At 60.3% G+C, this 19,353-nt stretch carries 31 protein-coding genes; 28 read left to right on the forward strand and 3 right to left on the reverse strand.

Features of this window, described 5'->3' with window-relative positions:
- Positions 1-45: 45 nt before the first annotated feature.
- The 3 genes from J9893_RS10060 to J9893_RS10070 are packed head-to-tail and all read right to left on the reverse strand — an operon-like array spanning position 46 to position 2,353.
- The gene (locus J9893_RS10060) at positions 46-876 is read right to left on the reverse strand and encodes a DUF3037 domain-containing protein (protein WP_210601808.1); all 831 of its coding nucleotides are present in this window, start codon (positions 874-876) and stop codon (positions 46-48) included.
- Entirely contained in the window at positions 873-1,661 is a 789-nt protein-coding gene (locus J9893_RS10065) for a HipA family kinase (protein ID WP_210601807.1), read from the reverse strand. Before J9893_RS10065 ends, J9893_RS10060 begins: the two co-directional genes overlap by 4 nt.
- 29 nt (positions 1,662-1,690) lie before the next feature.
- Positions 1,691-2,353: a S24 family peptidase gene (locus J9893_RS10070; RefSeq protein ID WP_246875547.1), complete on the reverse strand. Its 663-nt coding sequence runs from the start codon at positions 2,351-2,353 to the stop codon at positions 1,691-1,693.
- Between the two features lie 112 nt (positions 2,354-2,465).
- On the opposite strand from J9893_RS10070, the gene J9893_RS10075 reads away from it, so the two are divergent.
- From J9893_RS10075 to J9893_RS10210, 28 genes are all read left to right on the forward strand, one after another.
- Entirely contained in the window at positions 2,466-2,672 is a 207-nt protein-coding gene (locus J9893_RS10075; protein WP_171865123.1) for a helix-turn-helix transcriptional regulator, read from the forward strand.
- A gap of 11 nt (positions 2,673-2,683) precedes the next feature.
- Positions 2,684-3,205 (forward strand): phage regulatory CII family protein, encoded by a 522-nt coding sequence (locus J9893_RS10080; RefSeq protein WP_246875548.1) that lies wholly within the window; start codon positions 2,684-2,686, stop codon positions 3,203-3,205.
- On the forward strand, positions 3,205-3,486 hold the full coding sequence (locus J9893_RS10085; RefSeq protein WP_242897884.1) for a hypothetical protein: 282 nt from the start codon (positions 3,205-3,207) through the stop codon (positions 3,484-3,486). The genes J9893_RS10080 and J9893_RS10085 overlap by 1 nt, the downstream gene beginning before the upstream one ends.
- The gene (locus J9893_RS10090; RefSeq protein ID WP_210601806.1) at positions 3,476-3,742 is read left to right on the forward strand and encodes a hypothetical protein; all 267 of its coding nucleotides are present in this window, start codon (positions 3,476-3,478) and stop codon (positions 3,740-3,742) included. The genes J9893_RS10085 and J9893_RS10090 overlap by 11 nt, the downstream gene beginning before the upstream one ends.
- A gap of 52 nt (positions 3,743-3,794) precedes the next feature.
- Entirely contained in the window at positions 3,795-4,799 is a 1,005-nt protein-coding gene (locus tag J9893_RS10095; RefSeq protein ID WP_349237078.1) for a hypothetical protein, read from the forward strand.
- Positions 4,777-5,262, forward strand: coding sequence for a hypothetical protein (locus tag J9893_RS10100; protein WP_210601804.1), 486 nt, complete (start codon positions 4,777-4,779; stop codon positions 5,260-5,262). The genes J9893_RS10095 and J9893_RS10100 overlap by 23 nt, the downstream gene beginning before the upstream one ends.
- Positions 5,262-5,522 carry a hypothetical protein gene (locus J9893_RS10105; protein ID WP_113724886.1) on the forward strand — a complete coding sequence of 87 codons (261 nt, stop codon included), beginning with the start codon at positions 5,262-5,264 and terminating at the stop codon, positions 5,520-5,522. The genes J9893_RS10100 and J9893_RS10105 overlap by 1 nt, the downstream gene beginning before the upstream one ends.
- Positions 5,519-5,746, forward strand: coding sequence for a hypothetical protein (locus J9893_RS10110; RefSeq protein ID WP_246875549.1), 228 nt, complete (start codon positions 5,519-5,521; stop codon positions 5,744-5,746). The genes J9893_RS10105 and J9893_RS10110 overlap by 4 nt, the downstream gene beginning before the upstream one ends.
- A 109-nt stretch (positions 5,747-5,855) precedes the next feature.
- A complete protein-coding gene (locus tag J9893_RS10115; protein WP_246875550.1) occupies positions 5,856-6,557 on the forward strand; it encodes a phage regulatory protein/antirepressor Ant in 702 nt (233 codons plus the stop codon).
- A complete protein-coding gene (locus J9893_RS10120; protein ID WP_005324004.1) occupies positions 6,554-6,751 on the forward strand; it encodes a DUF3283 family protein in 198 nt (65 codons plus the stop codon). The genes J9893_RS10115 and J9893_RS10120 overlap by 4 nt, the downstream gene beginning before the upstream one ends.
- Positions 6,748-7,740: a DUF968 domain-containing protein gene (locus tag J9893_RS10125; RefSeq protein ID WP_349237076.1), complete on the forward strand. Its 993-nt coding sequence runs from the start codon at positions 6,748-6,750 to the stop codon at positions 7,738-7,740. Before J9893_RS10120 ends, J9893_RS10125 begins: the two co-directional genes overlap by 4 nt.
- Positions 7,727-8,113, forward strand: a complete 387-nt coding sequence (locus J9893_RS10130; protein ID WP_041211155.1) for a RusA family crossover junction endodeoxyribonuclease — start codon at positions 7,727-7,729, stop codon at positions 8,111-8,113. The genes J9893_RS10125 and J9893_RS10130 overlap by 14 nt, the downstream gene beginning before the upstream one ends.
- Positions 8,114-8,207: 94 nt before the next feature.
- Entirely contained in the window at positions 8,208-8,729 is a 522-nt protein-coding gene (locus J9893_RS10135) for an antitermination protein (RefSeq protein ID WP_232300634.1), read from the forward strand.
- Positions 8,730-8,922: 193 nt separating this feature from the next.
- Positions 8,923-9,129, forward strand: coding sequence for a hypothetical protein (locus J9893_RS10140; protein ID WP_073349951.1), 207 nt, complete (start codon positions 8,923-8,925; stop codon positions 9,127-9,129).
- Between the two features lie 2 nt (positions 9,130-9,131).
- Entirely contained in the window at positions 9,132-9,623 is a 492-nt protein-coding gene (locus J9893_RS10145; RefSeq protein ID WP_210601802.1) for a lysozyme, read from the forward strand.
- Positions 9,623-10,162, forward strand: a complete 540-nt coding sequence (locus J9893_RS10150; RefSeq protein ID WP_210601801.1) for a DUF2514 family protein — start codon at positions 9,623-9,625, stop codon at positions 10,160-10,162. The genes J9893_RS10145 and J9893_RS10150 overlap by 1 nt, the downstream gene beginning before the upstream one ends.
- 126 nt (positions 10,163-10,288) lie before the next feature.
- A complete protein-coding gene (locus J9893_RS10155; RefSeq protein ID WP_041205565.1) occupies positions 10,289-10,825 on the forward strand; it encodes a terminase small subunit in 537 nt (178 codons plus the stop codon).
- Positions 10,797-12,743, forward strand: a complete 1,947-nt coding sequence (locus J9893_RS10160; RefSeq protein ID WP_246875551.1) for a terminase gpA endonuclease subunit — start codon at positions 10,797-10,799, stop codon at positions 12,741-12,743. Before J9893_RS10155 ends, J9893_RS10160 begins: the two co-directional genes overlap by 29 nt.
- Positions 12,740-12,949, forward strand: coding sequence for a hypothetical protein (locus J9893_RS10165; RefSeq protein ID WP_210601800.1), 210 nt, complete (start codon positions 12,740-12,742; stop codon positions 12,947-12,949). The genes J9893_RS10160 and J9893_RS10165 overlap by 4 nt, the downstream gene beginning before the upstream one ends.
- A 14-nt stretch (positions 12,950-12,963) precedes the next feature.
- A complete protein-coding gene (locus tag J9893_RS10170; RefSeq protein WP_246875552.1) occupies positions 12,964-14,508 on the forward strand; it encodes a phage portal protein in 1,545 nt (514 codons plus the stop codon).
- Complete coding sequence (locus J9893_RS10175) at positions 14,420-16,519, forward strand: ClpP-like prohead protease/major capsid protein fusion protein (protein ID WP_349237074.1); 2,100 nt, start codon at positions 14,420-14,422, stop codon at positions 16,517-16,519. The genes J9893_RS10170 and J9893_RS10175 overlap by 89 nt, the downstream gene beginning before the upstream one ends.
- A 56-nt stretch (positions 16,520-16,575) precedes the next feature.
- Positions 16,576-16,890: a capsid cement protein gene (locus J9893_RS10180; RefSeq protein ID WP_210601799.1), complete on the forward strand. Its 315-nt coding sequence runs from the start codon at positions 16,576-16,578 to the stop codon at positions 16,888-16,890.
- Positions 16,890-17,186: a hypothetical protein gene (locus J9893_RS10185; RefSeq protein ID WP_005323966.1), complete on the forward strand. Its 297-nt coding sequence runs from the start codon at positions 16,890-16,892 to the stop codon at positions 17,184-17,186. The genes J9893_RS10180 and J9893_RS10185 overlap by 1 nt, the downstream gene beginning before the upstream one ends.
- 7 nt (positions 17,187-17,193) lie before the next feature.
- Complete coding sequence (locus tag J9893_RS10190) at positions 17,194-17,802, forward strand: phage tail protein (RefSeq protein WP_102948355.1); 609 nt, start codon at positions 17,194-17,196, stop codon at positions 17,800-17,802.
- 34 nt (positions 17,803-17,836) lie between these two features.
- Positions 17,837-18,001, forward strand: a complete 165-nt coding sequence (locus tag J9893_RS10195) for a hypothetical protein (protein WP_162624078.1) — start codon at positions 17,837-17,839, stop codon at positions 17,999-18,001.
- Between the two features lie 32 nt (positions 18,002-18,033).
- On the forward strand, positions 18,034-18,435 hold the full coding sequence (gpU, locus tag J9893_RS10200; protein ID WP_210601798.1) for a phage tail terminator protein: 402 nt from the start codon (positions 18,034-18,036) through the stop codon (positions 18,433-18,435).
- Positions 18,435-18,908, forward strand: a complete 474-nt coding sequence (locus tag J9893_RS10205) for a phage tail tube protein (protein ID WP_210557534.1) — start codon at positions 18,435-18,437, stop codon at positions 18,906-18,908. Before gpU ends, J9893_RS10205 begins: the two co-directional genes overlap by 1 nt.
- Positions 18,905-19,342: a hypothetical protein gene (locus J9893_RS10210; RefSeq protein ID WP_210601797.1), complete on the forward strand. Its 438-nt coding sequence runs from the start codon at positions 18,905-18,907 to the stop codon at positions 19,340-19,342. The genes J9893_RS10205 and J9893_RS10210 overlap by 4 nt, the downstream gene beginning before the upstream one ends.
- Positions 19,343-19,353 lie beyond the last annotated feature (11 nt).

Genomic DNA, 19,353 nt, shown 5'->3' on the forward strand with positions numbered 1-19,353 from the left:
CCATAAAAAAGCCCGACATGTCGGGCTATAGTACGTTGTTTGTCATTATAATTGTGAGGCGAAGGTCAAAATCCTATCTTCATCATTTGCTGGGATAGTCGTTACTTTGTTATTTTTTAATATGCCATTTGCCATGTTGACAGCAAATAAAATGGTTTTGTCATTGTTATCTTGAGGCGGCTCAATTGGCATTATTACGTTTTCGGGTATTAATATTCCTGCGTTGAACAGTCTCTTAAAGCGAGCGGCCCACTGTTCTGCATCTTCAACAATTTTGTTGGGAGTGCTAGAGGCCAAGCTCAGAGGGCGAATTGCTTTTAGGGTACTGTCATCCCGTTGATGTGTGAAGGGAACTCTGGCTTTGACTAGCCCCATCTCATCTTCTAGGCTGCGTTGTTGGTAGTATTTGCGCAAATTATGCTGTTCCAACAAGGTGCGCATTGCCCCTTCTAGCTGTTCTGTCGCTGACGGTTGCTTGGCAAAGCTGTGGTGCACATAGTGCTGGTAGAGCTGTTCCAAGTATTGACCCAAGTCGCTATCGACCAAGGCTACTTTGGCCTGGCTAAAGTAGATCAACCCCTCTTTAGCCTTGGTCGCTTGCTGGAACAATCTGAGCACTGACTCAGGTTCACCGATGCGTTGCGTCATTTCTTTAACGCGTTGCAACTCATCAACAACAAAGTTGGTGGCTGTTCTTGGTAGGCGGAAATCGAGCTCATTGAAGAACTTGGTGACTCTAGAAAATGCTATCCTTTCAACACGATAGTCGAAAAAACCTGCCTTTGGGGCACACATAACAACCCCTACGTTGGCAAACTCTTCAGTTTCACGGTAGGGGCGGAATTGTACGATGGCGTAGACCACTTCGTGTCTCATAGCTCTATCCACCTCCAAAATTCACGATGTTGGTACCTTTCAAGGAGCGGCTGGATAACGTCAATTATGACATCTTTGCCATCCCCCAACCTTCCATTTGCCACTTCTCGCCAAAGGGGCGGGATGGCGGCGATGATCTGCGGAAGATGCACCATCGCCTGTCTCATGCGTTCAATATACTCATCCTGAGTGACTATGTCATTGAGCGAGATCCCCGCATTGTCACCTGAGAAGACGTGATGCTGGCGAATATGGATGTCATTTTCGCGCTGGTCGAGTGCCAGGTTATGGTCGAATACCACTATTGGCTGGTCAAGCGTAGGGTCATAGAGCAGGTTCACGTTGCCACCTTGATCTGACAAAGTGCGATCTCCATTCATCACCCAGACATCGAACAGCAGGATGTCTGTTTTCAGCTGTGGGTCCACTTTTCTGGCCATCGCCATGGTCAAGGGAAGCGTCGAGGCATGGAAATGCGATGCAAACCCTGGGTAGTCATCATCGCCCCACAGCGTGCTATCACCCCGCATTTTCAGTAGCTCAGACATACTGTCCACTAATCGACACTCAGGTGTCGTCAAGCCAAAAGCTCTTGCGAGATGGCTGCATATCCACTCGGCAATCAACTCAAAAGCACTGATTTCATCGAGTGTTTTGACCACGTAGCGCCGCCCGTCATCACCCAGACAAAGTTTGGCGCCTGTGCTGCCTTCACGCATCACTTCGAAAATTTTCTTAATTTCAAAAGGCGCAGCGTTGAAATGTGGTAATGGGTTGTTTTGCAAAAGCGGTAAATCCTCTGCCTATGCGCTTGTTAGCGACGACGTCTACGGCGGCGGTGTTCCACCATGGTACCGATGATCTGGATATGCTGACGGTCTGAGCGCATGGTGGGGTAGTCGTCATTGAGTGGTGCCAGCTCGAAAATTTCTTGGCCATCTTCGCCATAACCCCGGGGGCGGTACTTCTTGAAGGTGGCTTCCTCTTCGCCGTTCTTGGCGACCACGAAATCCCCCGGGTGGAGTGGCTCGTCCGGGTCGATCAGCACCAGGTCTCCTTCGGTAAATTCCGGCTCCATAGAATTGCCCCTGATCACGATAGCGAAGGCACGCTGGCCCAAGTCCAGATCGGTGGTGACATAGGCCATGTTGCCATCACATTCGCGGATCTCGCTGGTTTCAGTCCAGACCCCGGCCTGCACATAGGTGATCACCGGGATCCGGTGAATATCTGGCGGGGCGAGCTCCATATTCGGTTCGTCGCTGACGATGCTGCCATCTACCCCGATATTGATGCTCTTGAGATCCAGGGCGCCCATTATATCGAGGATTACATCCATCGCTGGTTCGCGACGCTTGTTCAACCAATGCCCAATCGCACCCTGAGTCACCCCCAGCTTTTCAGCTAGTTGCTCCTGAGTGATGCCGAGCTTTTTCATCCGGCTCTTGGCCAGGCTGTGCCATGTATCTTTTTCCATGCTGAAAATATTACGTTGCGTATTGTTTTTCTCAACGCACAAATTGTCATGGCTGCAAATCGTGTTATAGTACATATCGTATTAATTAACCCCAGAGAGAATGGAGTTGTCGATGAACAACATCAAGGAACTGCGCGATCAGGTGGGCAAGACGCAGTCTGATTTGGCCGCTGAGCTAGGAATCACTCAGGGGGCGGTTGCTCACTACGAGAAGAGCCGTCGCAAACCCGGGTTGGACACCTGTAGAAAGATTGCTGCTGCCATTAGTCGTTGGGGGATTCAGTGCTCTATCAATGATGTTTTCCCCCCTGAGAAGTGATGAGAACCATCATGACAAAACCCACCAGAACAACCACGAGAGTGAAGCGGGAACACTCCCACCTTTCTGACCCCATTGACGCCGCTTATCAGCTGAGCCGCCGGTACAACATCACCGATCTGGCCCGCCTGATGGGCTCCAAGCGCCCGACCACCCTGAACAACAAGTTCAACCCTGCTTGCGAAGACCACCACCTGACCCTGTCCGAGGCAATGGCGGTGACCGAGCTAACCGGTGACAACGCCATCCTGCAGGCCTGGGCGCTGGCCCGCGGCCATACGCTGGTGGCCCTGCCTGATAGCACGGTGACCGAAGAAGAGCTGGCCGACCAGGTGATGCTGGTGGGCGAGGTGGTGGCGGCAGTGTTTGGCGAGCTGCGGGAGGCGCGGCAAGACGGGGTGATCGACCCAATGGAGCGGCAGGCCATCACGGCGGCAGTGCACCGGGCCATCAAGGAGCTGTTGAGCCTGGAAGAGTCGGTAGCCAGTCAGGTGCGCCCGTTCCCGGGGCCACATGCACAAGGAGAGAAGTGATGAAGGAAGCACAAAAAAAGTGGGCCGGCGCTGCGGTAACAGCCCGACCCGAGGTCCATTTTCGCGGAGAAAAGAACGTGGAGAAGCGTACCCAACAATCGCCGAGGGCGCAAGGCAGTCGCCGCTCGTGCATCCCGCCCATGTTGCCGAAGCTGGTGGTGGGCACCCGGGGGGCCTTCTTGGTCTACAGCGGGTTGCGCATTCCGGCCACGGCCGAGCAGGTGCAACGCCATCTGGCCTGTTTGCAGCAACACCTGCAGGAGGTGGCCCATGCATCCTGAGCTGTTTATCGAGCGCAACGTGGCGCAGATCCTGCCGGCGGGGGGATACACCCCGGATGTGGTGCACACCGCAACCCAGGCGGCCCTGCGGCATTTTCGCACCACGCCGTGCTTTGCCAAGGGGCAGGCCTTTGCCAAGTGTCTGGCGGAGGGAAAGAAGATGGCCAAGTTGCTGCAACGCAAGCTGCGCCAGCAGGAGAAGGACGCCAAGAAGGCGGCCAAACCGACGCGAGTGAAGAAGGTGAGCCATGGGTGAGGTAGTCAGACTGGCGGCCCCGGTGGCCGCCCCTGTTTCGCGAGGATGCAATGTGGCCGACAACCGTCGCAGTGGGTTTGTCCTGCTGTACAAGAGCCTGAAGGAGGTGCCGTTTTACCGCGATCCGGTGCGCAAGGCGCTGTGGCTGCACCTGCTGCTGGAGGCGGCGCACGAGCGCTGCGAGGTGAGCTTCAACGGCAATCGCCTGTTGATCCAGCGTGGCCAGGTCGTAGGCTCTGCCCGTTCCCTTGGGGAGGCCTGTGGCATCTCCGAAGACAGTGCCCGCCGATCCCTGGATGCTTTCGAGCAGGAGGGGATGATCAGCCGCTCCAGCAAGCAGGGTACCCGTGGTTATACCCTGGTCACCCTGCTCAATTACGACCCTTACCAGCGCGGAGTTTCAGAACACATTGGCGCGGAGTTGGGCGCGGAGTTGCAACCCGCATCAGAGCAGGGGACGGAGGGGGTATCGCAATCTGATGGCGCGGAGTTAGGCGCGGAGTATCACGCCGAAGATCTAAACAAGATAAACAATAAAACAAACAAAGATCTTAAAGACTCTTCGTCGCAACTCGCTGACGCGACTTTCGACCAGCAGGGGGAGGGAACTGCCATCGAGAGGGTTGCCGATCCCGAACCCAAGGCCCGGGTGATTCCCGAGGCTGCCATCCAAACCCCGAGCGGCAAGGCGTGGGGAACCGGTGATGACCTGATGACCGCGCAGTGGATGTTCCGGCGGGTGCAGTTGATCACCCCGACCGCCATTGAGCCGAACTGGGCGCAGTGGGCGAACGTGATACGGCTGATGCGCGAGCTGGACCAGCGCAGCCACCGCGATATCTGCGAGCTGTATGACTGGGTGAGCCGGGATGCGTTCTGGTGTGCCAACGTGCTGTCGCCGCAGAAGCTGCGCCAGAAGTGGGACCAGCTGCAGGCCAAGCGCGGTAATCCATCTGGCGGCCACCAGCGCCCCCTGTCCAATCTGGCGCAAGCCCAACAGCAGGCCCAGGCCCTGCGAGCCGCGGGGGTCGATTATGACGACAACACTCCCCTCTAACGTGACCAGCCTGCCCGTGAATCAGGCCACTTTGCAGGTGAGCACCGGCATGTCGATGTTCCTGGCCGATGAGCTGTTGCCGCTGATGGCCGGGTGCTGGCCCGCCAGTGCCAGCCAGTTGGATGCCAATGCCCGCGGCGTGGCCATGGCCTGGGGTGTTCAACTGCGCGGGTTCACCGCCCAGCAGATCCGCGAGGCGGTGTTAGAGCTGGCCGATGACGCCGGCCGCCAGTTCGCCCCGCGCCCGGCCGAGGTCAAGGCCACCATCCTGCAGCGCAATCCGGTACCGAAGTCTGCCCCTGTTGGCCGCCAGGTCTCTTTGCGAGCCTGCGAGATGCAGGCGGAGGCCCGTGTCTATGTGCGTGATCGCGAGGTGACCGATGAGGCGGTGCAGGCAGAGCTACAGCAACTGTTGACTGAGCTGCACAACCAGGGAGTGACGATTACGGGGAGGGTTGCCTGATGAACAGCTATTTCAACGGGGACGCCGAGCGCGATGTGCGTGAGGCACAGTTCTGCCGGGTCGCCATCTATTCGCCGGTGCGGGGCTGGGTGGGGGAGCGGGTACAGTTGGAGGTGTCGAACTCAGCGAAGACCCTGGGCCAGACCGATGCCGCCACTGGCGCCGGGCATTACCTGGTGATGGGGGGCGCGGAGCAAGCGCAGGCGGAAGCGGCGCGGATCCGGGGCAGTGCGGTGGCGCTGGTGAGGGTAGGGGCATGATGCACTACTACGCCCAGCACACCCCGACCCGGGATCTGGATGCTCCGCTGCTGGGCATCGAGGAGCTGGAGAAGGCCAGGCAGGCCGGGCTTTGTATCACGTTCGGCATGTTCATTTGGCATGAAGGCGGTTTTGACGAGTGGACCAGGGAAGTCGGCCTGGTCGTCGGTATGGCCCTGCGCAAGGCGAGCCGCCGGCCCAGGGAAGGGAGGGAGATGGGATGAACAAATTGATGGTGGTGCTGGTGGCCTATGCCCTGATGGCACTGGTGTTTGTGGGAGTGGCCCTGGCGGTGGCCAGCAGCATGAGCAAGGGGGCGGTGTGAGGGAGCTGATGACTCGGGGTTCTGCCCTGTTGACGATGACCAGCGTGGAGCTCGCGGAGCTGACGGGCAAGGAGCACAAGAATGTGCTGGCCGATATTCGCCGGATGCTGGTGGAAATTCAATCGGCTGAAAAGTCAGCCGATTACCGGGACAGCCTTGGCCGTGCCCAGCCCTGCTTGTTGCTGGATAAGGAGGAGACCCTTTGTCTGGTGGCCGGCTACAGCGCCCAGTTGCGGATCCGGATTATTCGTCGCTGGCAGGAGCTGGAGCAACAGGGCCATCAGGGCGCCCTGGTGATCCCCCAGACCCTGCCGGAGGCCCTGCGTCTGGCCGCCGAGTTGGCCGAGCAGAAGATGGAGCTGGAGCGCAAGGTGGCGATGGATGCCCCGGCGGTGGAGTTCGCCAAGCAGATCGCCAGCGTGGAGAAGGGGATCACCTTGTCGGCGTTCGCCAAGACGGTGGGCCTCGGCCCCAATACCCTGTTTTCCCTGCTGAGGGAACGCAAGATCTTGATGAGTTGCCGCGGGGAGCGCTGGAACCTGCCGATGCAGGAGTATGTGGACCGCGGGCTGTTCGCGACCCGGGAGAGCTCGTTTGACAGCAACGGCGAGCGGCGCATCAGCTTCACCCCCCTGATCACCGGCAAGGGCCAGCAGTGGCTGGTGGAGCGACTGATCCGTGACGGCATCCTGCGTGGGGTGGCGGCATGAGTCACAACCTGGCCCTGTTGCCATCGGCTGAACGGCAGCGCATCGAGTTGATCAAGCAGGCGCACCTGCTGGTGTGGCGCCGTCGCCGTAACGAGATCGGGCGTGAGGTCGTGGTGGCCGCCATCGATGAGGTGGATGAAGAGCACCGTGAGTGGTTTCGCCAACAGTTGAACGCGATCAGGGGGCAAGCGTGAGCGCAGGTAACGCCGTGTTTGTCGAAGCGCTGGGGCTGGCCCTGGTGCCGCTGGGCGACAGCCTGCCAGCGGTGAGGCGCCAATTGGCTGGCAAGCCGGTGCGCCTTGTGCGCGATCAGGGGGCTGACCTGCTGGCCCAGTTCCCTGAGCTGGTGTCGGCCCTGGCCTGCGCCGCAGTGGTCAATGCCGCCGGTGGGGAGCTGCTGACCGCCAATGCCACGGCTTGCGTGATAGCCGATGGCTGCATCGGGGAAACCGTCACCGCAGAGGTGGAGGGGGTCCATCTGCCTTTGTGCTGGCATCACGACAACGAGCACCGCAATGGGCAGTTACCGATCCGCCTCGCCGATGTGGCCGGGTGGCTGGCGCAGCTTGTGCTGCAGCGGGTCGCTGGCTGGTGTGGGGTGGCCGCTGCTGACCTGACTGCCCGGGATCTGTGCTGGTGGGCGACCGTCTATAAGGTGCTGCCTTCATTGCCGGATCCGCTGCTGCGCTCTGCCTGTCGCCTGGCACCCATCGAACCGGATCGGAAGTGGTCGCCCCGCGGTAACCGGGAGACCGATGCCCGCTATCGTGATCATCGCCTTGAGGTGGCAGAGCGCGATCCACTGGCCGATCTGCGGGCCCGCATCAATGCCAAACCGGCCATTCGCCAGATTGATCCTGAGCCTGCTGCCTTGCATTTAGGCAAGCCCAAACGACAGCGCTGGGAGTGTGCGGCCTACTTGGCTTTTGTTCGACAGTTGCCCTGTGTAGTGACGGGCCAGCGCGAGGGCATCGAGGCGCACCACGTTGTGGGTCACGGGATGAGTGTGATGGGCAGCAAGGCGCATGACCTGATGTCGTTCCCACTCGCCCACCAGCCACACATGGAGTTGCACCGGATCGGGTGGAAGGCTTGGGAGGCCAAGCACGGTTCGCAGTTGGAGCACGTTATCAACACACTGGAGCTGGCTTGCTCCTTGGGAGTGTTCAATGCCAAAAGCTGATTCATGGACAGTGACCCTGCCATGGCCCCCTTCAACCAACCGGATCTGGCGCAATGTGGCCGTGAGCGGTAAGCCCAGAACCCTGCTGAGCCAGGAGGGGAGGGTTTATCGCAAAGCTGCGGCCGATGCCTGTCTGGCTGCCAAGTTAGCCGGCAAGCAGATTCCCGATCGGCTGGCCCTGCGGCTGGTGGTGCAGGCCCCTGACCGGCGAGCCCGGGATCTGGATAACACGGTGAAGGCGGTGCAAGACGCCCTGACCCACGCCGGTGTGTGGCTGGACGATAGCCAGATCGACCGGTTGCTGGTGGAACGCGGGCCGGTAGTGAAAGGGGGAATGGTGTCGGTAACTGTGGAGGTGATGAGTGCGCTTTGAATATGCAATTACCGTAGGGGATCCGCGTTCTGTGATGCTGCAGGCCTATCAGGCCCAATCAACGGGGCGTTCTCATTTGACAAAGAGTGATGTGATGACGGCATTGGGAATGGTTCAGAAGCACAATGGTGCCGGCATGGCGCTGGTGATGGCGCGTTACTGCAAAGACCTAGGGGATGCCAAGAAGGCCCTGCTAGCTGTGCAAGCCGAGTGCACCAAGATTGCCCCCCGCTATGTGGGGGCCAACAAGGAACGTGGCCATGGCATGGCCTTGCGCCGGGTGGCCGAGCTGGCCCTGGAACACTACTGCCGCACTGCTGACACTCCTGGGGCTTCCTGTCACCCGCAGTTCTGCCGGGGGCGGGGAGTGATCCGCGACCTGGAACTGAGCCGCCTGCACGGCAAGGCGATTGATAAGGTGTGCCCACGCTGTGGTGGTACCGGGCTACGCCCCATCCCGGGTACTCAGATCAGACGCGCCATTGAACCGTTGGCTGGTGGACTGACCCGTGGGCAATGGGAGCTGGGCTGGTATCCGCTCTATCTGGCCGTGCTGGATTGGTGCCACCAGCAGGAGTCAGCGGCGCAGGCGCGCTATTGGTATACGACGCGGTAAGTCACTTGCCCCTAGAACCCCGCTTCGGCGGGGTTGTTGCTTGTGCAGGTGAGGGTGGCTTGACGGCCACCTGCAATTTTGTGTAGGCTGATTGCCAACGATGGAAGACTGCACCCGAAAGGTTGCGGTCTTTTTTGTTTCTTGCTCTCAAACCTCGGCTTAGCCGGGGTTTTTTCGTTTCTGGGGTGGATTCATGAATCAAGGACATGAGCAGATCGCTACCACTGTGGTCGGTGAAGCTGCGAAATCTGCCCCTCCTGTAGCGGTGGTGAGTATGTCGTGGGCTGGTGTCTCTTTGAATGACTGGGTGCTGATCGCGACGCTTGTGTGGCTTTCGGTTCAGATCGGCTGGTTTATCTGGTCGAACATCATCAAGCCACGCGCCAAGCAGGTGGGGTAGGCATGACAAAAGTACGAATTGCCATAGCGGCGCTCACGCTCAGTGCTGCCGGCTTTGTGGGGATCCTGAATCGGGAGGGGTGGGGGCCGACGGCTTACCCTGACCCGGTACACGGTACCAAGCTCCCCACTATCGGCTTTGGGAGCACCGAAGGGGTCAAGATGGGTGACACCATCACGCCCGTCGCCGCGGTGAACAGGAGCCTTCGGGAGGTGCGGGTGTTCGAGAATGCCCTTAAGGCCTGCATCAAGGTGCCACTCCACCAGTATGAGTTCGACGCCTATGTCGAGCTCTCCCACAACATCGGTCCCGGCGCCTTCTGCCGATCCACCATCGTGAAGCGCCTGAACGCTGGCGACTACCCCGGGGCCTGCGAGGCGATCCTGCTATTCAAGCGTTCCGGCAACCAGGACTGCTCGGTACCGGGGAACCGGGTATGCCCCGGGCTCTGGAAAGACCGGCTGCGCCTCAATGCGAAGTGCAAGGGGGTGTGATGGGAGTGACTCAGCAGAGCAAGGTGCTGCCGTTCCTGGCCGGTGCCTTGGTGATAGCCGCCCTGGCCGGCGGTGGGGTGGCGCTCTACTGGTCTGGTCAAGCCAATGGGAAGGAAGGGGAGCGCAAGACCTGGCAGGCGAAGTGGAATGAAGAGGCTGCCCGCCTTGCCACAGCCAGAACTAAGGCTGAGCTGAAGGCTCGGGAGGAAGAGCAGCGCCGGCAGGCTGAAATCGATGAGGTGAGAGACCATGCACAAGAAGAAATCGCCCAAGCGCAGGCTGATGCCGCTGCTGCTGACCTTGAGTCTGGCCGGCTGCGCGAGCAAGCCCGCCGCCTGGCAGCCCGAGCAAGTCAGTGCGCCAGCAATCCCGGGGCTGCCCAAGGAGGCCCGGCAGCCGGACATCCTGCCATGGTGCTCGCCGACCTGCTCAGCCGGGCTGACGAGAGAGCGGGTGAGCTGGCAGCAGCGTATGACCGAGCTCGAGCGTCAGGACTAGCCTGCGAAAGAGCCTATCTCTCATTGACCCAACCCCGTTAACCCAACTACCGCAATACCCCACCCCCCGGTCAAAGGTACTCCCCCCAGCCCCCCGTCCTCGACGGGTCGGACGGGGCGCGGTTTTTCACTACATATGAAACCCCAAGAAGTGAGGTTGTTGTTTTCATGTCAGAGCCATCAGACAAGGATCGCCCTGCGCCTGGCTGGCTGAAAAAATCCGACATGGCTGCAAGCCTGGGGATCTCGGTACAAGCCTTTGATAAGTGGGGAGTTAAGCCAGTCAAAAAGATCGGGCGCAACGTTTATTTTGATGTGCGTTCGGTTGTGGATAACCGGATCGAGAACGCGATCCAAAAACACCAACCAACGGATCCTCAAGACATGGATGAGGATCAACTGGACTTCCAACGGTGGAGGCTCACCAAGGAGCAGGCCGACAAGGCCGAGCGCGAGAACCGGATCGCTGAGCGCCATCAGGTGCCGACCGAGTTTGCAACGTTCGCTCTGACGCGCATCGCCGCCAAGGTCAGCAGTCTGCTCGACACCGTTCCACTCACTATGCGCCGCCGTTATCCCGAATTGCAGACCAAGCACATCGAGGGGCTCCAGCGCGAACTGGTCATAGCCAGCAACGAGGCGGCCTCCCTGGGTGATCTGCTGCCGGAGTTACTGGATGAATATATCGACAGCACAAGTAAGTAGCCTGGCGGCTGCCGTCAACCTTGGGCTGTCAGCCCTGCTCAGGCCGCCGGTGCAGACCGCCGCCGAGTGGATGGATGACCATTACTACCTGCCGGTGGAGTCCTCCTATCAGGAGGGCCGCTGGAAGTCGCTGCCGTTCCAGGTGGCCATCATCAACGCGATGGCCAATGACGACATTCGAGAGGTCAATTTCGTCAAGTCGGCGCGGGTTGGTTACACCAAGATGCTGCTCGGTGTGGCCGCTTACCTGTTGGAGCACAAGAAGCGCAACGGACTGATCTGGCATCCCACTGATGGTGATGCTGAAAAGTTCGTCAAAAAGCACGTTGATCCCATGATCCGTGATGTCCCCAGACTAAAGGCGCTCGCGCCCTGGTATGGGAAGAAGCACAAAGACAACACGCTGGAGCTCAAGCGATTCGCCAACGGGCGAGGGTTAGAGATCCGGGGTGGTAAAGCGGCGGCAAACTACCGAGAAGCCTCTCCCGACTTCGGTATCTATGACGAGCTGGCCGCCTTCGATGCTGACATCGATCACGAGGGTTCGCCCACGTTCCTCGGTGACAAGCGGATGGAGGGCTCGACCCACCCCAAATCAATCCGTGGCTCTACCCCCAAGATCGCGGGGCAGTGCCAGATAGAGCGGGCGGCCAGCGAATCGCAGCACCTGATGCGTTATCACGTGAAGTGCCCACATTGCCATGCAGAGCAGTACCTCAAGTGGGGCGGCCCCGATGCCGAGTTCGGCATCAAGTGGGACGGTAACAACCACAACTCGGCGTTCTATCTGTGCGAGGCAAATGGCTGCGCCATTCGCCAGCATGAGATGGATTACGAGACGGTGGAACGCTGGATCTGCGAGCGCACCGGAATCTGGACGCGGGACTCCATCGACTGGTTCGACAGTGATGACCAACCGATCCCTCCTCCCGAGTCGGTGACCTTCCATATCTGGACGGCCTACAGCCCGCTGACGACATGGGTGCGGATTGTCTCTGACTTCCTCAAAGCGAAGGATGACCAGGGCAAGCTAAAGACCTTCGTCAACACCACGCTGGGCGAGACCTGGGAAGAGGAGACCGGTGAGAAACTGGAGTGGGAGGCGCTTGCCGCCCGCCGCGAGGTATGGCCGCACCCCGTCCCTGATGGGGTGCTCTATATCACTGTCGGGGCTGATACCCAGGATGACCGTTTCGAGTTCGAGATCACCGGCTGGGGCGTGGGGGAGGAGCATTGGGTGATCGACTACCAGCGCCTGTACGGCAACCTCGGGCACACCGAGATCTGGGATCGACTGCACGAGCAGTTCTCGCGCCAGTTTATCAAGGCCAACGGTGAGGTGATGGATATCGGCCTGGTGCTGATTGACTCTGGTGGTCACTACACCGATGAGGTCTATCAGTTCTGTCGCCGCAACCCGCGCAAATATATCCCTATCAAGGGGGCCACGGTGATGGGCAAACCCATCATCACCTTCCCGCGCAAGAAGAACCGGCAGGGTGTTTACCTGTCTGAGGTCGGCACCGACACCGCCAAGGACGTGATCTACGCCCGCCTGGCCGATGTGCCTGCATCGCTATCCGGGCCGCTGCCTGGTTACCGGCACCACCCTGTCGCCGAGTGGGCAGATGAACACTATTTCAAGGGGCTGACCTGTGAGCGCAAACGGCTGGAGTTTATCAAGGGCCGCCGCGTCTATCGCTGGGTTAACCCATCCGGCGCCCGCAACGAGCCGACCGACTGCGCGGGTTACTCACTGGCCGCCGTGCGCCTTGGCGTCCAGCACAAAGGCTGGCGCCTGGTCGCCAGGCATCAGCCAACCACTATCAACCACGCCGAGCAGGTATCCCGCCCGCAGCCAAGACCCACGGCTGCAGGCAACAGCTGGCTCGGCACAAACTCAGGAGGCTGGCTGTGAAGCTGAGCGATATCGACAGCATGATCGAGCTGTACCTGCAGGCCGAGCGCGATGTGCTGGCCGGCAAGCAGGTAACGTTCCAGGGCCGCACTGTGACCTCTGAAAACCTCAACGAGATCCGCTCTGGTCGGCGGGAGTGGGAGCAGCGCAGCGCCAGCGTGGCCAACCCTGCCCGTCAGCCCTATGCCGCCGCGAGGTTTACATGAGAGCCATAGATAAGTTGGTCGGGTTTATCTCGCCCGGCTGGGCGGCCAACCGGATGCGCGACCGCTTGCGAATGATGGCCTACGAGGCGGCAATGCCGTCCCGAACCCATCAGGCCAAGCGGGAACGGCGGGGCGCCAACGTGGCCACCCAGCAATCGGCGATCAGCTTGCGCGAGCAGGCCAGAGCCCTGGACGAAAACCATGACATCGTGATCGGCCTCCTCGACAAAATGGAGGAGCGGATTGTCGGCGGCAAAGGCATCCAGATCGAGCCGCAGCCCCGCTCTGTCGATGGGCAGTTGCTGGATGACCTCGCCAAGGAGATCCGCCGGCGCTGGGCTGCCTGGTCGCTCAAACCGGAAACCACCGGCACGTACACCCGTCCCGCCATGGAGCGCCTGGTCTGTCGTACCTGGTTGCGCGATGGCGAGGTGTTTGGCCGCCGCCTGCTCGGCACCATCAAGGGCTATCAGCATCATTCTGACACCCCCTTTTCGGTGGAGGTGCTGGAGCCTGACTTTGTGCCGTTCGAGATGAACAGCGTGGCGGATGGCGTCAGACAGGGGATCAAGGTCGATGCCTGGCGCCGGCCGAAATCCTACTTTGTGATGTTCGATCACCCCGGCGAGATGCAGGGCTATCGCTACCGCACCAAGGAGGTTGAAGCCAGCGAGATGTATCACCTGGCCCTGCGCAAGCGGATCCATCAGCTGCGCGGCGTTACGCTGCTGCACGGTGTCATCACTCGCCTCGCTGACCTTAAGTCGGTGGAGGAGGCCGAGCGTGTGGCAGCTCGGATCAGTGCCTCGCTCGCCTTCTTCATCAAGAAGGAGCACCCGGAGGGATACCAGGCGCCACCAGATGGTTCGCCTGCGCAAGCGCAGCGAATGATCGACATCACGCCGGGTATGACCTTTGACGACCTGCGCCCCGGCGAGGATGTCGGGGTTATCCAGTCCAACCGGCCAAACACCGCCCTGAACATCTGGCGAGCTGGTCAGCTGCGCTCATCCTGTGCCGGCACCCGCAGCCAGTATTCGAGCGTGGCCCGCGACTATGACGGCACCTATTCCGCCCAGCGCCAGGAGCTGGTCGAGGGGTGGGAAGGTTTCGCCGTGCTGCAGGATGAGTTTGTGGCCAACTGGTCACGCCCTGTCTTTCGGGATTGGCTGCTGGCTGAAACCCTGCGCAGCAAAGACCCGCTCAAGCTGCCTCCCGAGCTGGATATGAAAACCCTGTTCGATGCCATCTATCTGGCCCCTGTCATGCCCTGGATTGACCCGGAGCGTGAGGCTAACGGCTGGAAAGCTGTGATTCGTGGCAGTGCTGGCACGGTGACTGAGTGGATCCGGGCTCGCAACAGGAACCCTGACGAGGTGCGTGATCAGCGTCTTTCCGAACTGGAATGGGAGAAACAAAACAACGTCATCACCGATTCCAACCCTGCTAATGACCCAGGAGCACAACCCAGTGAAAAAGCACCACCTGACGGCGGCGTTCCAGAGCACGCTGATGCCAGCGCGAGCGGAGGCCGCCAGCGACCAACCCGCCGCCGATAACCAGAGTCCCCGCAGCTGGTACACCATCAGCGCCTTGGCCGGCTCAGAGCCCACTGTCGAGATCTACATCTATGACGTGATCGGCTACTGGGGTATATCGGCCCAGCAATTCATCTCGGATTGCAAGGCTGCCGGGGTGTTCAGCGCCAAACAAATCAATCTGCACATTCACAGCCCCGGCGGCGATGTGATGGACGGGTTTGCCATCTACAACACCCTGGCCCGCCTCACCTGCAAGATCGACATCTGGAACGATGGCCTGGCGGCCAGTATGGCCTCGGTCATCCTCTGCCTGCCCAATGCCACCGTGCATATGCCGAGCAACGCCTGGGTGATGATCCACAAGCCATGGTCTGGAACGGTCGGCAATGCAGACGATTTGCGAGATACAGCCGACTGGCTCGACCGCAACGAGGCGCTGCTGCTCAACGCCTACGAGAAGAAAACCGGCAAGCCCCGCGAGGAGCTGGCCGCGCTACTGTCGGCAGATACCTGGCTCGATGGCCACCAAGCCAAAGAGATGGGGTTTGTCGATGTCCTGGAAGAGCCGATCTCGGCTGCCGCCTACGTTAACGAGAACAAGATGAAAGACTTTAACAATATCCCCACTCCGGCCCGAGCGATGTTCGGTGCCAACGCGAACGCCGGCGGCGAAGCACCCGCACCGGCTAATCCCGCCCCGGCAGCTAAAGCTCAGCCGACCTCGCCTGCTGGTGAGGATCCTGTCGCTGCCTTCAAGCGACAGGAGCAGGCTCGCCGCAATGACATTCAGGATCTGTTTGCGCTGACCGGCGGCCGCTTCCCTGAGCTGATGGCCGATTGCCTGGCTGATATGGATGTTTCCGCCGCCGCTGCGAAAGAGAAAATCAAGGCCGCGCTGGGCACCGGCGCCAGTGAAACCGGCCCGCTGGGTTCCACCGTGCATATCCACGCTGGCAACGGCAACCTGATCGGCGACTCTGTTCGCGCCTCCCTGATGGCTCGCTGTGGTCATGCAGAGAAAGAGCGTGACAACCGCTATGACGGTTTCAGCTTGCGCGAGCTGGCGCGGGCATCACTGGAAGGTCGCGGGGTATCCACCTCCGGCATGATCCCGATGAACTATGTCGGCATGGCCTTCACCCACACCAGTTCCGACTTTGGCAAGATCCTGATGGATGTCTCCAACAAGTCAGTGCTGGAAGGTTGGGAATCCGCCAACGAGACCTTCGAGAAGTGGACGCGCAAGGGCACCTTGTCCGACTTCAAGGTAGCCCAGCGTGTCGGCTTGGGTGATATCGCCAGCCTGCGCAAAGTGCGCGAGGGTGCTGAGTACAAGCACATCACCCTGAACGACACCGGTGCCACCATCCAGCTGGCGACCTACGGCGAGCTGTTCTGCATCACCCGCCAGGCGATCATCAACGATGACCTCGACCTGCTGACCCGCATCCCGAAACTGATGGGGGCGGCGGCGCGTGGCACCATCGCAGATCTGGTCTATGCCGTGTTGACCCAGAACATCAAGATGCCGGACAACAAGCAGTTGTTCCACGCCGATCACCACAACCTGCTGAGCGGCGCAGACTCTGCCATGAGCATCAAGGCACTCTCTGCTGCCAAGGCGCTGATGCGCAGCCAGAAGGCGGCCGCAGAAGGTGGCAAGGGTCGCGCTCTCAACATCCGTCCGGGCTTTGTTCTGGTTCCGACCGAGCTGGAAGATACCGCGTTCCAGCTGATCAACAGCACTTCCGTCCCCGGCGCCGATGCCAACTCCGGCATTATCAACCCGCTCAAGGGCTTCGCCGAGGTGATCGGTGAGCCGCGCCTCTCCGATAGCGATGTGGCCCAGTGGTTCCTGGCTGCGCAGGGTGGCGACACGGTTGAGGTTGCCTATCTGGACGGCATGGATGCGCCATGGATTGAGCAGCAGGAAGGCTTCACCGTTGACGGCGTTACCACCAAGGTTCGCATCGATGCGGGGGTTTCCGCCCTCGACCATCGCGGCCTGGTCAAGGCTGCCGGCAAGTAATCGGAACGGCCCGCCACACGGCGGGCCATCTTTTGGCAAACAACAGGAACAGCAACATGGCAAAGAATTTTGTTTGTACCGGCACCCAGCTGGCGTTTGTAGCCCCGGCCGGTGGTGTGGTTTCCGGCAAGCCTATCAAGATGGGCGCTCTGACCGTTGTCCCGCTGGAGACCGCCGCCGCTGGCACCGAGTTTACCGGCGCCCTGTCCGGTGTCTGGACTCTCCCCTGCGACACCGCATTGACTATCGGTGCGGCCGTCAAGTGGGATGGTGCCAAGCTGGTCGCGGACACCACCAAGGACGCGGACGACTTCGGCAAGCTGGTTAGCAGCGGCGCCAGCGGTTACGCCGACGCGCTGATCGTCCAGTAATGGTGACCGGCTCCCGCTGGCAGCGGGCGGTCAGTCGCCTCAACGTGGCCGTTGATCAAGCCATGGGTATCGATGCCGTTGTCGCCGGTCAGCCGTTGACCGTGATCTATGACGAACAGCCTGATGCATTTGCCCAGGTGGCGACAGTGCTGCGCGAGCTCGCTGTGAGCAGTCCGCCGCCCGGGGTGCGTTTTCGTAATGGTGACAAGGTAGAGGTGCCAAGCCTTGGCCTGGTGACCACTGTCAGAGACGTGCCATACATGCGGGCTGGCCAGTTGATCATCCCCATCAAGTGAGGAAGCCATGCCCATCAAGCAAGACTTGGACAAGGCGCTGGCGAACCTGAATCTGCTGCCGACCAAGCTGGTGCCGAAGGCGAGCGCTCAGGCGGTCAACCGGGTGGCGGCTGGCGCGTCCAGTCGGGCTATCCGGTTGACCGCCAAGGATAGCCGGGTGCAGGTGCCCGCCAAGTTGCTGCGCCCCCGGGTGAAGATCTTCAAGGCGTCACAGCAGAAGCCATCAGCCACGATCAGGGTGCGCCGCCGCCCTATACCCTTGATCAAGGTGGGGGCCGTCCAGCAGCGCCTGGTGCGCTATCGGCAGAGCGCCTTCACGGGGATTGGGGACATGCAGGTCGGTCGTCATCGTGTGCCTGGTGGCTTCATCGCTGACGGTGGCCAAGGCTTTGGCGAATACCGGCGGGGAGGTGGCTATGCGGCCACCAAGCTCAAGAGCTGGCAGATCTTGCGCCGGGTCGGCAAAGGCCGTCATGCCCTGGAGGTGATGCGGATCCCGCTGGTGACCCCGATCACCGAGCACTATGAACGGGAATCAAAAGCAGGGATGGCCCGTGACATGCCCCGCGAAATGCAGCGGGCACTGTTGCGTCAGCTTCAATTGACCTTCAAATGAGGATAGGATTCTGATCTTCACGCAAGGAGAGTTCATGATAATCCTGAAAATTGTGGTTGCCCTGGTGATGCTGGCATTGATCGCCATTGGCACCTTTCAGGGCGGCTGGCTGGGATTTGTCATCACAGTCGGCATGACCCTTATCCTCAATGGCATGTTCAACCGCTGGGACGCCAAACGGCAAACCCCATCACGATAACCCGCTTCGGCGGGTTTTTTATTGGACCCAATATGACAATTCGAACCGACATCCGGGCGGCCCTGGCCGAACGGGTGCGAACCTGTGTGCCCGATCTGCGTGAGGTTTACCCCTCCCGCCCGGTGGACGTCGCCGCCGAAGACCTGCCCCTGGCGTTCTGCTACTTCCTGGAAGGGGGCGATGGTGAGTTCTCCCTGGATGGGGAGAGCGAGCAGGCCCTGCTGATGGTCTCCCTCTATGTGGCCGAAACCAACCAGGCGGACGCCGATCTGGACGAGCTGGCTGAGAAGCTGGCGCCGCTGTCTGGGGAAGATCTCAGCGGGCTGCTGCTGGAAGGGCTGGCCTCGGCGGGCTGGCAATACGGTGTAGATGATCGGGGCACTGGCCTTATGTCTCTGACCCTCAATTTTAACGCGACCTGGAGCAAACCCTGATGACTGATGCAACCAAGCCGGTGAAGGGCGCCGGTACTCAATTTTTCATGGCTGCCGCTGCTGGCGCCGATAAGCCGGACCCCACCACCGGCAATGCGGTTATCCGTTTGGCTGATGTCAAAGAGCTGACGCCGCCCGAGATGAGCGCCGAAGAGCAAGAAGATGCGTACCTGGACGCGCCGGACCCTCAGTGGAAAGAGAAAACTGCCGGTCAAATCGACCCGGGTCAGCTCTCGATCACCCTGGCCTGGAAGCCTGCGGAAGCAACCCAGAAACAACTGGTGAACCTGCTGGCCCAAGCCCCTCGCTGGTTTTTCATCAAGTACCCCAATGGGGCGTGGGATGGCTTCTATGGCTTTGTCAGCAGCGTTGGCAAGGCCGTCCCGGCGAAAGAGACCATCACCCGTTCGGTAAAAATCTCCCTCTCTGGCCGTCAATCCCCGGCAGAGACTGACTGGAACCCTGCCGCATGACCGAGCCACACATTGATAGCCGCACCATCAAGCTGCGGACCCCCCGTGGCTTGGAGTCTGATGTCACTGTGCGGGCGCTGACGGCCCTGCAACTGTTCGACTACCAGACCTATCTGGCGGACGTCGAGTGGCCTGCCCAGCCCCCGGAAGGGGATGACAAGGCCGCCCATAAATACACCCTGCAGGTGCAGAGGGTGCTCTATGAGCTGAACGCCACCATGGCGGCGTTTGGCTTGCAGTACCTGCATCCGGCGGAATCTATCGAGGAAGTCAAAGCCCGGGTGATCCGTTCCTACCCCTTGCCCGATCACATCATGCGTCTGGCCCTGGCGGTCAAGGAGCTGAGCGGCCTGGCACAACCACCTGCCGCCGAGGAAGAGAAAACGGCGCAAGAGGGTGACTCGAAGGAGCCAGCCGACCCAAAAAAGGCTTAGCGGCTGAAAAG

The organism is Aeromonas sp. MaB10011B (assembly GCF_017939325.1).
GTDB lineage: Bacteria > Pseudomonadota > Gammaproteobacteria > Enterobacterales > Aeromonadaceae > Aeromonas > Aeromonas caviae.